Genomic DNA, 13972 nt, shown 5'->3' with positions numbered 1-13972 from the left:
GGCGCAACCGGGGCCAGTTTAGAGCCGGGTGCGTGAAAACGGATTCCAGCGCACGGTGCCGAGCCGCGCCTCTTCGCGCACCATGGTCAGCAGGCCCGCGCCGCCGACGACGGCAAGCCCGACCAGCGACAGCCAGTCAGGGTATTCCCGAAAAAACAGCGCGCCTAGGACAACCGCCCAGACGATCTGCGAATAATGCGTCGGTGCGATCCGGTTGGCGGGTGCGTATTTGGCGGCGAGCAGCTGCATGAATTGCCCTCCGGCCGTGAAGGCGCCGGCCATGGCCAGCCAGACAAGCTGTACGACATTCGGCAAGGCGAACGAGGTGGTTGCCGCGCCGACCCCGTTGAACAACAGGCCGAGCACGCCGAGCATCGATGTAAGCTTCTCCTGCTGGGCAAGCGATCGCATCAGGGTGACGCTGGTCGCGGCGAGGAAGGCATTCACGAAGGTCGCCAGGTGGCCGAGATTGAGCTCGCGAAACCCCGGCCGCACCACCAGCATTACACCGGCAAAGCCGGCAACCACGGCCAGCCAGCGCCACGGGCCGACCTTTTCCTTCAGGATGACGGTCGACAGGATGGTGACCAGCAACGGTGCCAGAAAGATCAGAGCGTAGACTTCCGCCAGCGGAATGTGGGTGAAGGCATAGACGCTCAGCACGCCCGACGCGATGCCGGCCCAGGCCCGGGCCTGCACTGCCCATGGCCGCTTCATGCGCCAGAAATCACGCCAGCGTTCGTTCGCTGGCCGGGCGAAGAACAGCAAACAGCCGGCAAACAAGGTCACGAAGAAGCCGATCTCGAAGACGGTCAACTGTCCGCCCAGGCTCTTGATAACGGCATCGCTGCCCGAATAGCTTGCATAGGCGAGCAGGGCGAGCAGAATTCCGTTCGTCACGTTTTTCCATTTCCGGGGAGAGAGCAGCTTTGAAAATCCTGGCGCTCGGTGCGCATCCGGACGACATCGAGATCTTCATGTTCGGTACGATGGCCGCCTATGCCGCGCAAGGCGCAGAACTGACTTTTGCCATGGCCACGGATGGGGCCAAGGGCGGCAAGGGTGATCCCGGCGCGCTTGCCCGGGCGCGTCGCCATGAGGCGGCTCAAGCGGCAGCCTTGCTTGGTGCCGCGCCACGCTTTCTCGACTTCCCGGATGGCGCGCTGGTGGCCGATGCCACGCTGATCGCGGCGCTGAAGGCGCTGATCGGCGAGATCGGCCCGGACCTTGCGATCACCCATGCGCCGAACGACTATCATGGCGACCACCGCGCGCTGTCGGACGGCGTGCGCATCGCGGCCTCGTTCGATGTGCCGGTGCTGCACGCAGACACGCTGGGCGGCACGGGTTTTTCGCCGACGCACTATGTCGATATTTCCGCGCATGCCGAAGTCAAGGCCAAGGCGATCCGCATGCATCAGTCGCAGGATCCCGAGCGCTTCGTCGACGCGGCGCGGACGCAGAACCTTTTTCGTTCAGGCCAGTGCAACGGCGCGCAGGGTTCATTGGCGGAAGCCTTCCGCTTCGAACCTGTGTTTCCGTTCGCCGACATCCGCGCCCTGCTGCCGCCGGCGCCGTCGATCCGGCCGGTGACGGTGAGCACCAAACGGGTCGACTGAGAGCCGAGAGGAGCTTCAGGTCTGGCGGGCTCGGCCCGCAGGGCTTCGACAGTCCGACCCGCGATCCACGCTTTTCCCAACATTTTCAAACACCGTCGCCGGCATGCTGCGGCGCAGCAACGATTTCGCTTGCGTTGTTTAGTAAAAATTGCATCACTAAACAAATTACTAAACATCCGCAGCGCTGTCGCGCCGCCATGTTTAGGCCCCTGAGGAGAGGGGTTGAGGGCTCTTGAAACCGTCATCCGGACGCGTTTCGCAAATGGGAGGAAGGCATGAAATCGAGCTTGAAACTGGCGTTGGGACTGGCCTCGGCGATTACAGCGTCGACAGCCGTCACGACCGTCGCGCACGCTGAAGACCTGACGCTGTGCTGGGCCGCCTGGGACCCGGCGAACGCGCTCGTCGAACTGTCCAAGGACTTCACCAAGGAAACCGGCATCGGCATGAAATTCGAATTCGTGCCGTGGACCAACTATGCCGACCGTTTCCTCAACGAGTTGAACTCGCACGGCAAGCTGTGCGACCTGATCATCGGCGACAGCCAGTGGATCGGCGGCGCCGCCGAGAACGGCCACTACGTCAAGCTGAACGACTTCTTCGACAAGGAGAAGATCAGCATGGACGACTTCGTGCCGGCAACCGTCGTCGGCTATTCGGAATGGCCGAAGAACACGCCGAACTACTGGGCGCTGCCGGCCATGGGCGACGTCGTCGGCTGGACCTATCGCAAGGACTGGTTCTCCAAGCCGGAGCTGCAGAAGGAATTCAAGGAGAAGTACGGCTGGGATCTCGGCCCGCCGGCCACCTTCGACCAGCTGAAGCAGATCGCCGAATTCTTCCAGAAGCGGCAGATCGACGGCAAGACCGTCTATGGCGCCTCGATCTATACCGAGCGCGGCTCGGAAGGCATCACGATGGGCGCCATGGACGTGCTCTACAGCTACGGCTTCCAGTACGAGAACCCGAAGAAGCCCTACGAGATGGAAGGCTTCGTCAATTCCGACAAGTCGGTGAAGGGACTGGAGTTCTACAAGGCGCTCTATGATTGCTGCACCCCTCCGGGCGCGTCGAACAGCTACATGGGCGAAGGCGTCGATGCCTTCAAATCCGGCCAGGTGGCGATGCACATGAATTTCGCCTTCACATGGCCGGGCCTGCAGAAGGACGAGAATGTCGGCGGCGACAAGATCGGCTACTTCGTCAACCCCAAGGGGCCTGACGGCGACCAGTTCGCCCAGCTCGGCGGCCAGGGCATCTCGGTGGTGTCCTATTCCGACAAGCAGGAATCGGCGCTGAAATACATCAAATGGTTCGCCAACAAGGACGTGCAGGCCAAGTGGTGGTCGCTCGGCGGCTATTCCTGCCTCAACGCGGTGGTGAAGGACCCGGCATTCCCGGCCAGCCAGCCCTATGCGCAAACCTTCCTCGACTCGATGGCCATCGTGAAGGACTTCTGGGCCGAGCCGAGCTACGCGCCGCTGCTGCAGGCGTCGCAGAAGCGCTTCCATGACTATGTCGTCGCCGGCCAGGGTTCGGCCAAGGATGCCCTCGACGGCCTGGTCAAGGACTGGACGCAGGTCTTCCAGGACGATGGCAAGATGTAACCGGGGCAAGAAGTAACCGGCTCCTCCCGAGCTAGGCCCAAGCGTCCCGTGCCGCCCTTGGCACGGGACGCAGTTCAGATAAATTCCATGACAGAGACGACCCAAGTGACCGAAGCAGGACTGACCATGCTCAATCGGACCGCGGAGAACGTTGCCCGGGCGACCCCGGAACCGTTGGCCCGCAAAGTCCGGGGCATCAGCGACAAAGGCCTCGCCTGGCTGTTCATTTCGCCGACGATCCTGTTGCTGCTCGCCATCAACATCTTCCCGCTGTTCTGGGCGATCTATCTGTCGTTCACCAACTACCGCGCCAACCGGCCGAACGAGGTGGTGAAGAATCTCGGCTTTGCCAACTACCAGCGCATCCTCGGCGACAACGACATCTGGATCGCCATGCAGACGACGGCGCATTTCGTGTTCTGGACCATCCTGCTGGAGACGCTGATTGGCTTCACGCTGGCCTGGCTGATCGACAGGAAGTTCCGTGGCCACGCCTTCTGGACGACGCTCATCCTGGTTCCGATGATGCTGTCGCCGGCGGTGGTCGGCAATTTCTGGCGCTTCCTCTACGAGCCGCAGATCGGCCTGTTCGCCTATGCCATTTCCTTCGTCACCGGCATCCCGCCAACAAACATCCAGATGCTCTCCAACGTGTCGCTGGCGCCATGGTCGATCATCATCGTCGACACCTGGATGTGGACGCCCTACGTGATGCTGATCTGCCTCGCCGGACTGCGCTCGATCCCCGAATACATCTATGAAGCGGCCGAGGTCGACCGCGCCTCCAACTGGCGGCAGTTCTGGTCGATCACGCTGCCGATGGCGCTGCCGTTCATCATGCTGGCGGTGCTGTTTCGCGGCATCGAGAACTTCAAGATGTTCGACATGGTCAATCTGTTGACCGGCGGCGGGCCGGGCTCGACCACCGAGGTCGCCTCGATCACGCTCAAGCGCCAGGCCTTCGAAAGCTGGCGCACGGGCTATTCCTCGGCCTTCGCCATCATCCTGTTCGTCGCGGTGTTCGGTCTCGCCAACATCTACGTCAAGGCGCTCAACAAGGTGAAGCAGAGATGAGCCTGACCACTGCCCACTCCGTCGTCGCACCCTCGGCAAATTCGAAGCGCATCGCCGGTGCGATCATCATCGGCTACGCGCTGATCTCGATCGTGCCGCTGCTGTGGATCTTCGCCACCAGCTTCAAGACGCCGCCGGATTCGATCGCCTATCCGCCGAAGCTGCTGTTCCAGCCGAGCCTCGAGGGCTACTGCAACCTGTTCACAACCCGCACCCGGCAGACGCCGGAATACATCAACTCGCTGGGACCGGCGACGGGCTTCTGCGACGAGACCACGCGCAAGCGCAACATGGTGATCGCCGGTCCGTCCAACTTCCTGCCGCGCTTCGTCAATTCGCTGATCATCGCCTTCGGCTCGACCTTCTGCGCCGTCTTCCTTGGCACGCTCTCGGCCTATGGTTTCTCGCGCTTCAAGGTGCCGCTGGCCGACGACCTCCTGTTCTTCATCCTGTCGACGCGCTTCATGCCGCCGATCGCCGTCGCCATTCCAATCTACCTGATGTACCGCGAGCTCGGCCTGTCCGACACCGCGCTTGGCATGATCCTGCTCTACACGGCGGTCAATGTCTCGCTGGCCGTCTGGCTCTTGAAAGGCTTCATCGACGAGATCCCGCGCGAATATGAGGAGGCGGCGATGATCGACGGCTATACGCGGCTGCAGGCCTTCTGGCGCACCGTGCTGCCGCAGGCGACCACCGGCATCGCCGCGACCGCCATCTTCTGCCTGATCTTCGCTTGGAACGAATATGCCTTCGCGGCCCTTTTGACCTCCGGCACGGCGCAGACCGCGCCGCCCTTCATCCCGACCATCATCGGTGAAGGCGGCCAGGACTGGCCGGCGGTCGCGGCCGGCACGACGATCTTCCTGGTGCCGATCCTGGTCTTCACCATCCTGCTTCGCAAGCAATTGCTGCGCGGCATTACCTTCGGCGCGGTGCGCAAATGACCCTGACCAGTCCTCAGAAACGCAAATCGCGCTGGCCGCTCTGGGCGAGGCGCGGGCTGATGGAAAACATCGCCACAGTGCTGATCGCCATCGGCTTCCTGATGCTGTTCCAGCCCTTCGCGCTGTCGCTCTACACCTATTCCTTCATCACCATGCTCGCCGGCACCGTGATGTTCATCATCGTCTCGAAGTTCCCGGAATAGCCATGGCCGAAATTCGTGTTCAGCACCTGAGAAAGGCCTTCGGCGATTTCGTCGCCGTGCAGGATTCCAACTTCGTCGTCGAGGATGGCGAGTTCTTCGTCATGCTCGGGCCATCGGGCTGCGGCAAGACGACGACCTTGCGCATGATCGCCGGGCTCGAACTGCCGACCGGTGGCCAGATCCTGCTCGGCGGCGAGGACGTCACCATGCTGCGGGCGCGCGAGCGCGACATCGCCTTCGTTTTCCAGCTGTTCGCGCTCTATCCGCATATGAACGTGCGCAAGAACATCGGCTTCCCGTTGCTGGCGCAAGGCATGCCTTCGGCAGAGATTCGCGAGCGCGTCGAAGAGACGGCCAAGCTGCTGCGCATCGACCATCTGCTCAACAAATCCGTCTCCGGCCTCGCCGGCGGCGACCGCCAGCGGGTAGCGCTCGGCCGCGCCATCGTGCGACGGCCAAAATGCTTCCTGATGGACGAGCCGCTGGGAACCCTCGATACTGAATTCCGCGATTTGATGGTCCATGAGCTGCGCGAACTGCACAACCGCATCCACGCCACCACCGTCTACGTCACGCACGACCAGATGGAAGCGATGTCGATGGCCGACAAGATCGCGGTGATGAACCATGGCGTCATCGAGCAGTTCGGCACGCCGCGTGAGATCTATGACCGGCCGGCGACCATGTTCGTCGCCGATTTCATCGGCTCGCCGCCGATGAATTTCCTGGGGTTCGGCGGCGGACTGGCAAAGGGCGCGAAAGAAATCGTCGTGCAGGGCGCGACAGTGGCGGTGCCGGAAGTGCGCGAGGACATCGCGCCGGCCGATATGGCGCTCGGTATCCGCCCAGAACACATCCGCTTCGACGACAACTCGAAGCTACGCGGCGCCATCTACGGCACCGAATATCTCGGTACCACCCAGATCGTCGCGGTGGAGACGGCGGACGGCATCATCAAAGCGCGGGTGCCGGCCGAAATCCGGCTCTCGACCGGCGACCATGTCGGCCTGACGCTGAGCAGTGCGCGGCTGTCGCTGTTCGAGAAAGGGTCGGGCCGCGCGGTGAGAACCGCGATCCACGATGCGGTCTCGGAGCGGAGAGCACAGCATGGCTGACGTGCGCATCAAGAACGTGAGCAAGAGTTTTGGCGAGCATGTCGCCGTCAACGGTCTCGACCTCTCCATCGCCGATGGCGAGTTCGTCGTGCTGCTCGGGCCGACCGGGGCGGGCAAGACGACGACGCTGCGGCTGATCGCCGGGCTGGAGCGGCCGGATGCCGGCACCATCGAGATCGGCGGCCACAATGCCACGACGCTGTCACCGGCCGAGCGCGACACCGCCTTCGTGTTCCAGCAGTACTCGCTCTATCCGCATTTGTCGGTGTTCGACAATCTCGCCTTCCCGCTGCGCTCGCCGGCGCGAAAAATGCCGGAGGAGCAGATCCGCCGCCGGGTCGAGGAGGTGGCGAAGATGGTGCGCATCCATCACAAGCTCGCCAATCGCTCGACCAAGCTTTCAGGCGGCGAAATGCAGCGTGTCGCCATCGGCCGCGCGCTGGTGCGCAAGCCGGCCATCTACCTGATGGACGAGCCGCTGTCGTCGCTCGATGCCAAGCTGCGGGCGGATCTGCGGCTCGAACTGAAGCGCATCCAGTCCGAACTTGGCGCCACCATGCTCTATGTCACGCACGACCAGATCGAGGCGATGACGATGGCCGACCGCATCGGCATCCTCGCCGACGGCGTGCTGGTGCAGATCGGCTCGCCGCGCACGATCTATTCGGAGCCGGCAAACCTGCATGTCGCGGCCAGGCTCGGCCAGCCGGCGATCAATCTCCTGCCGACCGGGCTGCTGCCCGATGGCGGCGCGCCGGTGGGAACAAAGACGATCGGCGCACGCACCGAACATCTGTCGATCGAGAAGGCCGCGAACGGCCACGCCGACGGCGTCGTCGACTGGGTCGAGCATCTCGGCGACCAGAACCATCTGCATGTAACGGTGGGGGCCAGGAAGCTGGTGACGCTGACCGATCCCGACACGGATCTGGGGCAAGGCGACAGAGTGGTGATCCGCTACCGGTCGCCGCTGTATTTTGGTGCCGACGGACAAAGGCTGATGTGAACGGTTTCGGTGTTTCCCCTCGAGGGTTCAACACCGGCTTCTGATTGGACGATCGCGAATACAGGACTGGACGAAATTCGATGAAGCACTTTTTCAATCGCAGGGAAACGATCGTCACCGAGGCGCTGGACGGCCTCTTGCGGACCATTGGCGCCGGCGACCTGGCGCGCCTCGACGGCTATCCCGAGATCAAGGTCGTCCTGCGCGCCGACTGGAACAAGACGAAGGTGAGCGTCGTCTCCGGCGGTGGCGCCGGGCACGAGCCGTCACATGCCGGCTTCGTCGGCAAGGGCATGCTGACGGCTGCGGTTTCGGGCGAGATCTTTGCCTCGCCAAGCGTCGAGGCGGTGCTGGCGGCCATTCGCGCGGTCACCGGCCCGGCCGGTTGCCTGCTTATCGTCAAGAACTACACCGGCGACCGACTCAATTTCGGCCTGGCTGCCGAGAAGGCGCGCGCCGAAGGTTTTCACGTCGAGATGGTGATCGTCACCGACGACATCGCGCTGCCCGGCATTGCCCAGCCGCGCGGCGTTGCCGGCACCTTGTTCGTGCACAAGATATCAGGGCATCTTTCGGAAGCCGGGCACGATCTGGCTGATATCGCGGCGGCCGCGCGAGCCGCGGCCAAGGACATCATGTCACTCGGCGTGTCGCTGTCGTCGTGCTCGATCCCCGGGTTGCCGCACGAAGACAGGTTCGGCGAAAATGACGGCGAACTCGGCCTTGGCATTCATGGCGAGCCGGGCGTCGAGCGGATTGCGGTGCAAAGCGCCAGCAGGCTGGTCGCGATCATGGCGGAACGCCTTGCGGCGCGGCTCGATCCCGCGGCCAGCCATGCGTTACTGATCAACAATCTCGGTTCGGTGCCGCCGCTCGAAATGTCGCTCGTCGCCAACGCGGTGCTCGCCTCGCCGCTGGCCCAAACAGTCAAGCTGACGATCGGCCCCGGACCGCTGATGACGGCGCTCAACATGAACGGCTTTTCGCTGTCGCTGATCCGGCTGGACGCCGTGCGCGAGAAAGCCCTGCTGGCGCCGGTCGGCCCGCACGCCTGGATGCCGGCGAAGCCTGTTGTTGCGCCATCTGTCGTGCCGTTGACGAACCCAGCCGCTGAAGGCGCGGCACGCAAACCCAGCCAGGATGCTCGCACCAGACGCCTTGTCGTCACCATCTGCGAAACGCTGATCGTGCTCGAAGCCACTTTGAACGGGCTCGACGCCAAGGCGGGAGACGGTGACACCGGTTCGACGGTGGCGACAGGTGCGCGCAGTGTGCTGGAACGCCTTGATACGCTGCCGCTTGCCGATCCTGCGGCAACCCTTGGCGCGGTCGGCGACATTCTAAGCGCGTCGATGGGCGGCTCCAGCGGGGTGCTGCTGTCGATCTTCTTCACGGCAGCGGCGCAGGCCCTGGACGGCGGCGCCGGCTTGGCGAAAGCGCTGCTTGCCGGCCTTGAGCGGATGACCTTCTATGGCGGCGCAAAGGTCGGCGACCGCACCATGGTCGACGCCCTCGAACCTGCCCTGAAAGCGCTGGACGCCGGCGGCCTGGAGGAGGCGGCAACAGCGGCCCGACGGGGTGCCGAGGCCACGTCCGCCATGGACAGGGCAAAGGCCGGGCGGTCCGCCTATGTCGGCAGCAAGCTGCAAGGCGTGGTCGACCCCGGTGCCCATGCGGTGGCCGAGGCCTTCGCGGCCGCGGCCGCGCAGCTTGCGGCGGCCTGACGCATGCTTCAGTTGTCGAATGAAAATTCTTTCGCTACTGCCGTCAGGGTGGAAACCGGGAATTGGGCTGACATGGCGGCGTTGAACCTTTCCAGGCTGATCGCGGCTGCCGCGGACACGATTGCGGCTCACGCCGAGGCGTTGACGGCGCTGGACCAGGCGATCGGCGACGGCGATCATGGGCTGAACATGAAACGTGGTTTTGAGGCCGTGCGCGGCGAAGCCGAGGCGTTTTCGGCGAAGCCGCTGCCCGAAGCCTTGAAGGCGATCGGCACCAAGCTGGTGATGACGGTCGGCGGCGCTTCCGGTCCGCTGTTCGGCACCTTGTTCATGGCGCTCGGCAAGGAGATTTCCGCCGCGCCCGATCGAGCCAATCTGACCCTGGCTTTCGGCAAGGCCATCGAAGCGGTGGCCGCGCGGGGCAAGTCACAGGTCGGGCAGAAGACGATGCTCGACGTGCTGCAGCCGGTGCATGATGCACTGCTGCAGGGAAAGGCGGCGGCGGAAATTGCCGATATCGCCGACGCGGCCGCCGAAGCGACCGTGCCGATGAAGGCCCTGCGTGGCCGCGCCTCGTTTCTTGGCGACCGCTCGATCGGCCACATGGATGCCGGCGCGCGCTCAACCGCATTGCTGGTGCGGACAGTGGCGGAAACCGTCGGGGAAAGCGCATGAGCAATGTCGGCATCGTCATCGTTTCGCATTCGCCGCTGGTTGCCGAAGGCACGGCCGACATGGTCCGGCAGATGGTGGGCGACGAAGTGCCGCTTGCATGGTGCGGCGGAAACGGCCATGGCGGGCTCGGCACCAATGTCGAGGCGATCATGAGCGCCATCGACAAGGCCTGGTCGGAAGCCGGCGTCGCCATCCTGGTCGATCTCGGCGGCGCCGAGACCAACAGCGAAATGGCAGTGGAGATGATCGGCGAGCCGCGCGCGCAGAAGATCATCGTCTGCAACGCGCCGATCGTCGAAGGCGCGGTGATGGCGGCGACCGAGGCGTCCGGCGGCGCCTCGCTGCGGGAAGTGGTGGCGACGGCGCACGAATTGTCACCGTCGTGAACGAACGGGAATCTTGAAAACATGTCCGCATCCGCCGAAGCGACCGTCCTGATCACCCACGAGGTGGGTCTGCATGCGCGTCCTTCGGTGAAGTTCACCAAGCTGGCCAAGACCTTTGCCGCCGAGGTGGAAATAGCGCTGGCCGCCAACGGGCCATGGTTCGACGCCAAGAGCATCGTCAAGGTGATGGCGGCAAAGGCGCCGAAGGGCACGGTGCTGCACATCCGGGCCACCGGCGATGGCGCCAACGATGCCGTCGACGCGCTGGTTGAACTGGTGCGGCGCGATTTCGACGAAGGCGCGGACCATGTCCGAACCGCTTAGGCTGCAAGGCATTTCGGCCTCGGCCGGTTATGCCGAGGGACCGCTGTTCGACCTCGACCGGATTGCCATTGCCTACGCCTGCAAGGAAAATGCCGACGACGAGAAGGCTGCACTCGAGACCGCAATCGCCATTGCGACGGGCCGTCTCGCCGCATTGATCAAAGTCGCTGACGGTGACGCCGCCGACATCCTCGAATTTCAGATTGCCATGCTGGGGGACGACGCGTTGAGCGGCCCGGCTTTTGCGGCGATTGCCTCCGGACACCCCGCCGATGCGGCATGGCGACAGGCGCTGGATGCCGAAATCGCCGGCTACGAAACGTCGGACCAGGATTATTTCCGGGCACGTGCCGCCGACATCCGCGACATCAGGGACCAGGTGCTGCGCGCGCTGGCAGAGGATGGCGAGGTTCAAGCACCAGCCGGCGCCATTCTCTACGGCGAGGACATCGCGCCGACGCGTTTTCTCGAGACCGACTGGAGTGGCGGTGGCGGCATCGCGCTGAAGGCGGGCAGCACGGCCAGCCACGTCGCCATGCTGGCGCGCTCGCGCGGCGTGCCCATGGTCGTCGGGCTTAGGGTGGTGGGTCCTGGCAACTCGCCCGCCAATCTTGCCGGCATCGCACTGCTCGATGCCGAACATGGCGGCATCGTGCTGTCGCCGTCGAAGGCCGAGATCGACGCGTTTCGGCGATCGTCTTCATCGTTCGCGGCGCGCCGCGACCGGGCCGGGATTTTCCTGACGCGGCCGGCGGTGACCAGGACCGGCGTAGCGGTGCGCGTGCAGGTCAACATCGCCGACCCGTCCGATGTCGACGGCATCGACATCGCGACCTGCGACGGTGTCGGGCTGATGCGCACCGAATTCCTGTTCGGCAAGACATTACCCGATGAGGAGACGCAGTATCGCGCCTATCGCAAGGTGCTGGAATGGGCCGGCGAAAAACCGGTGACGATCCGCACCGTCGATGCCGGCGGCGACAAGCCGGTGCCCGGCTTCACCGTCGCGGAAGGCAATCCGTTTCTCGGCCTGCGCGGCATAAGGCTGTCGCTGGCAAGACCGGAGGTGTTTCGTGTACAGATCCGGGCGCTGCTGCGCGCCGCCATCCACGGCAGTCTGAAAGTGATGTTCCCGATGATCGCCATTGTGGAGGAATACAGGCAGGCAGCGGCGATGTTCGCCGAGGAGCAGGTGGCTCTTGCCGCGCGCGGCGTTCCGCAAAAGATGCCGCCGCTCGGCATTATGGTCGAGGTGCCATCGGTGGCGATCGTGCCGGAGGCCTTTGCAGAGGCCGCCTTCTTCTCGATCGGCTCCAACGATCTCACTCAGTATGTCATGGCGGCTGCCCGCGACAACACCGCGGTGGCGCACCTCAACTCGGTCCGTCATCCGGCGGTGCTGCGGCTTGTCGCCGCCGTGACCGCGTTTGGCATGCGTGAAGCAATCCCGGTCAGCCTGTGCGGCGATGCCGGCGGCGACCCCGCCGCGATCCCGTCGCTGCTCGAGGCCGGCCTGCGCGATCTGTCCGTTGCCCCGGCGCAACTCGCCATGGCCAAGGCGGCCATCGCGGACGTTTCGGTCTAGGCGCCGGCATGGTCGACAAGATCCCTGAACCCGGTTCCGAAGAGGCGATCCGCGCCTACAAGACGATCCTGTCGCACGTCATCGACCAGCGGCCGTCCGGCATGCGCCAGCGGCTTGCCGATGCGCTCGGCAAGCATCGCAGCTTCGTCACGCAGATTTCCAGCCCGGCCTATTCGATCCCGATTCCGTCAAAGCATTTGCCTTCCATCTTTTCCGTCTGCCATTTCAGCCCGGCCGAGCGCGACCAGTTTCTCGCCGCCTACCATCAGGCGCATCCGGGAAAAATGTCTGTCGCGGCAGGCATGCGCAAGACGCGGCATGTGTCGCTGATCGTGCCCGATTTTGGCGACGAAAAGCAGAACGCCGCACTCGATCGGGCAGTGAATGATTTCATCCAGAAGATCACCAGCATCACCGGCAAGGGTGGCTGATCCGTTAGAGCGGTTCAACAAGGCCCATTTCGGGAGGAGACGGCCGTGAAGAAATTTATGAATTCGGTGGACACGGTGCTGACCGAAAGCCTCGACGGCTTCGTCGCCGCTCATGCCGACATTCTCGCGCTTGGCGACGAACACAAATTCGTCCGCCGCAAGGCCTTGCGGCCAGGCAAGGTGGCGCTGATCTCCGGCGGTGGTTCCGGCCACGAGCCGCTGCATGGTGGCTTTGTCGGTCACGGTATGCTCGACGCCGCCTGCCCCGGCCAGGTGTTCACCTCGCCGACGCCGGACCAGATGCTGGCTGCAGCGGAAGCCGTCGACACCGGCGCCGGCTGCCTGTTCATCGTCAAGAACTATGAGGGCGATGTGATGAACTTCGAGATGGCGGCCGAAATGTCGGAAGGCGTCATGCAAATCGTCACCAATGACGATGTCGCCGTCGAGAACTCGTCCTACACGACCGGCCGGCGCGGCGTTGCCGGCACGCTGGTGGTCGAAAAGATCGTCGGCGCGGCGGCCGAGCATGGCCTGGCGCTGGCGCCGCTGAAGGCGCTGGGCGAACGCGTCAACACTGCCACCCGCTCGATGGGCGTGGCACTGACCAGTTGCACCGTGCCGGCCGCCGGCAAGCCGACTTTCGACATCGGCGACGGCGAGATGGAGTTCGGCGTCGGCATCCACGGCGAGCCCGGCCGCCGGCGCGACACATTGAGAAGCGCCGATGCCATTGCCGAGGAGATCTGCGCCACGATCCTGGGCGATCTCCGCGACAAGGCAAAAGGCCCGGCGCTGCTGTTCGTCAACGGCTTCGGCGGCACGCCGCTGATGGAACTCTATCTGATGTACAACAGCGCGCGGAAAATCTTCGAGGAGCACGGCGTGACGGTGATCCGTTCGCTGGTCGGCTCCTATGTCACCTCACTCGACATGGCCGGCTGCTCGATCACGCTGACCATGCTCGACGCGGAAACGACCGCATTTTGGGATGCGCCGGTGCACACGGCGGCTTTGCGTTGGGGCATGTAACCTTGCTGCCAGGCCGGCGATTGAAATCGCTCCCGTCGTCGGCTTCCGGCAGCGATCGTCCCAGAAATAGTCTTCTTCGCGATGCGGGCACGCCCGAACCGTCCGGGCCGGACCGTTGCTTTTCTTCCCCTAAGTAAGGTAAAGACTCCTCGGGACTTCGGGAGATAGCGTATGCGTTACAATTGGGAGCGGGCTCCGACGAGCTTCGAACGTCACAGAAAAGCCTTGGCGACAGCCATTTTGA

General features: G+C 64.0%; 15 protein-coding genes. 14 read left to right on the top strand and 1 reads right to left on the bottom strand.

What is annotated here, in order from left to right; genetic code table 11:
* Window positions 1–18: 18 nt before the first annotated feature.
* On the bottom strand, window positions 19–900 hold the full coding sequence (locus ACFSQT_RS25005) for a DMT family transporter (RefSeq protein WP_379023135.1): 882 nt from the start codon (window positions 898–900) through the stop codon (window positions 19–21).
* Window positions 901–929: 29 nt separating this feature from the next.
* Between ACFSQT_RS25005 and ACFSQT_RS25000 the strand changes: the two genes are divergently transcribed.
* The 14 genes from ACFSQT_RS25000 to dhaK all read left to right on the top strand — a co-directional run bounded on the left by ACFSQT_RS25000 (window position 930) and on the right by dhaK (window position 13728).
* A complete protein-coding gene (locus ACFSQT_RS25000) occupies window positions 930–1619 on the top strand; it encodes a PIG-L deacetylase family protein (RefSeq protein WP_379023133.1) in 690 nt (229 codons plus the stop codon).
* A 275-nt stretch (window positions 1620–1894) separates the two neighbouring features.
* On the top strand, window positions 1895–3226 hold the full coding sequence (locus tag ACFSQT_RS24995) for an ABC transporter substrate-binding protein (RefSeq protein WP_379023131.1): 1332 nt from the start codon (window positions 1895–1897) through the stop codon (window positions 3224–3226).
* A 126-nt stretch (window positions 3227–3352) separates the two neighbouring features.
* Window positions 3353–4300, top strand: a complete 948-nt coding sequence (locus ACFSQT_RS24990; RefSeq protein WP_379023207.1) for a carbohydrate ABC transporter permease — start codon at window positions 3353–3355, stop codon at window positions 4298–4300.
* Window positions 4297–5247 (top strand): carbohydrate ABC transporter permease, encoded by a 951-nt coding sequence (locus ACFSQT_RS24985; RefSeq protein WP_379023129.1) that lies wholly within the window; start codon window positions 4297–4299, stop codon window positions 5245–5247. Before ACFSQT_RS24990 ends, ACFSQT_RS24985 begins: the two co-directional genes overlap by 4 nt.
* Entirely contained in the window at window positions 5244–5450 is a 207-nt protein-coding gene (locus ACFSQT_RS24980) for a hypothetical protein (protein ID WP_379023127.1), read from the top strand. The genes ACFSQT_RS24985 and ACFSQT_RS24980 overlap by 4 nt, the downstream gene beginning before the upstream one ends.
* Before the next feature lie 2 nt (window positions 5451–5452).
* A complete protein-coding gene (locus tag ACFSQT_RS24975) occupies window positions 5453–6565 on the top strand; it encodes an ABC transporter ATP-binding protein (protein ID WP_379023125.1) in 1113 nt (370 codons plus the stop codon).
* Window positions 6558–7571: an ABC transporter ATP-binding protein gene (locus ACFSQT_RS24970; RefSeq protein ID WP_379023123.1), complete on the top strand. Its 1014-nt coding sequence runs from the start codon at window positions 6558–6560 to the stop codon at window positions 7569–7571. The genes ACFSQT_RS24975 and ACFSQT_RS24970 overlap by 8 nt, the downstream gene beginning before the upstream one ends.
* 80 nt (window positions 7572–7651) lie before the next feature.
* Window positions 7652–9295 (top strand): dihydroxyacetone kinase subunit DhaK, encoded by a 1644-nt coding sequence (locus ACFSQT_RS24965; protein WP_379023121.1) that lies wholly within the window; start codon window positions 7652–7654, stop codon window positions 9293–9295.
* Between the two features lie 72 nt (window positions 9296–9367).
* On the top strand, window positions 9368–9970 hold the full coding sequence (gene dhaL, locus ACFSQT_RS24960) for a dihydroxyacetone kinase subunit DhaL (RefSeq protein WP_379023119.1): 603 nt from the start codon (window positions 9368–9370) through the stop codon (window positions 9968–9970).
* Window positions 9967–10356, top strand: coding sequence for a dihydroxyacetone kinase phosphoryl donor subunit DhaM (gene dhaM / locus ACFSQT_RS24955; RefSeq protein WP_027032790.1), 390 nt, complete (start codon window positions 9967–9969; stop codon window positions 10354–10356). The genes dhaL and dhaM overlap by 4 nt, the downstream gene beginning before the upstream one ends.
* Before the next feature lie 21 nt (window positions 10357–10377).
* The gene (locus tag ACFSQT_RS24950; protein ID WP_379023117.1) at window positions 10378–10680 is read left to right on the top strand and encodes an HPr family phosphocarrier protein; all 303 of its coding nucleotides are present in this window, start codon (window positions 10378–10380) and stop codon (window positions 10678–10680) included.
* Window positions 10664–12265 carry a phosphoenolpyruvate--protein phosphotransferase gene (ptsP, locus tag ACFSQT_RS24945; protein WP_379023115.1) on the top strand — a complete coding sequence of 534 codons (1602 nt, stop codon included), beginning with the start codon at window positions 10664–10666 and terminating at the stop codon, window positions 12263–12265. Before ACFSQT_RS24950 ends, ptsP begins: the two co-directional genes overlap by 17 nt.
* Before the next feature lie 8 nt (window positions 12266–12273).
* Window positions 12274–12696 carry a hypothetical protein gene (locus tag ACFSQT_RS24940; protein WP_379023113.1) on the top strand — a complete coding sequence of 141 codons (423 nt, stop codon included), beginning with the start codon at window positions 12274–12276 and terminating at the stop codon, window positions 12694–12696.
* A 45-nt stretch (window positions 12697–12741) separates the two neighbouring features.
* A complete protein-coding gene (dhaK, locus tag ACFSQT_RS24935; protein WP_379023111.1) occupies window positions 12742–13728 on the top strand; it encodes a dihydroxyacetone kinase subunit DhaK in 987 nt (328 codons plus the stop codon).
* The last annotated feature ends 244 nt before the right edge of the window (window positions 13729–13972 follow it).

The sequence above is a fragment of the Mesorhizobium calcicola genome (genome assembly GCF_042682105.1).
In the GTDB taxonomy this organism is placed as follows: domain Bacteria; phylum Pseudomonadota; class Alphaproteobacteria; order Rhizobiales; family Rhizobiaceae; genus Mesorhizobium; species Mesorhizobium calcicola.
This window is presented reverse-complemented; position numbering and strand designations above follow the sequence as displayed.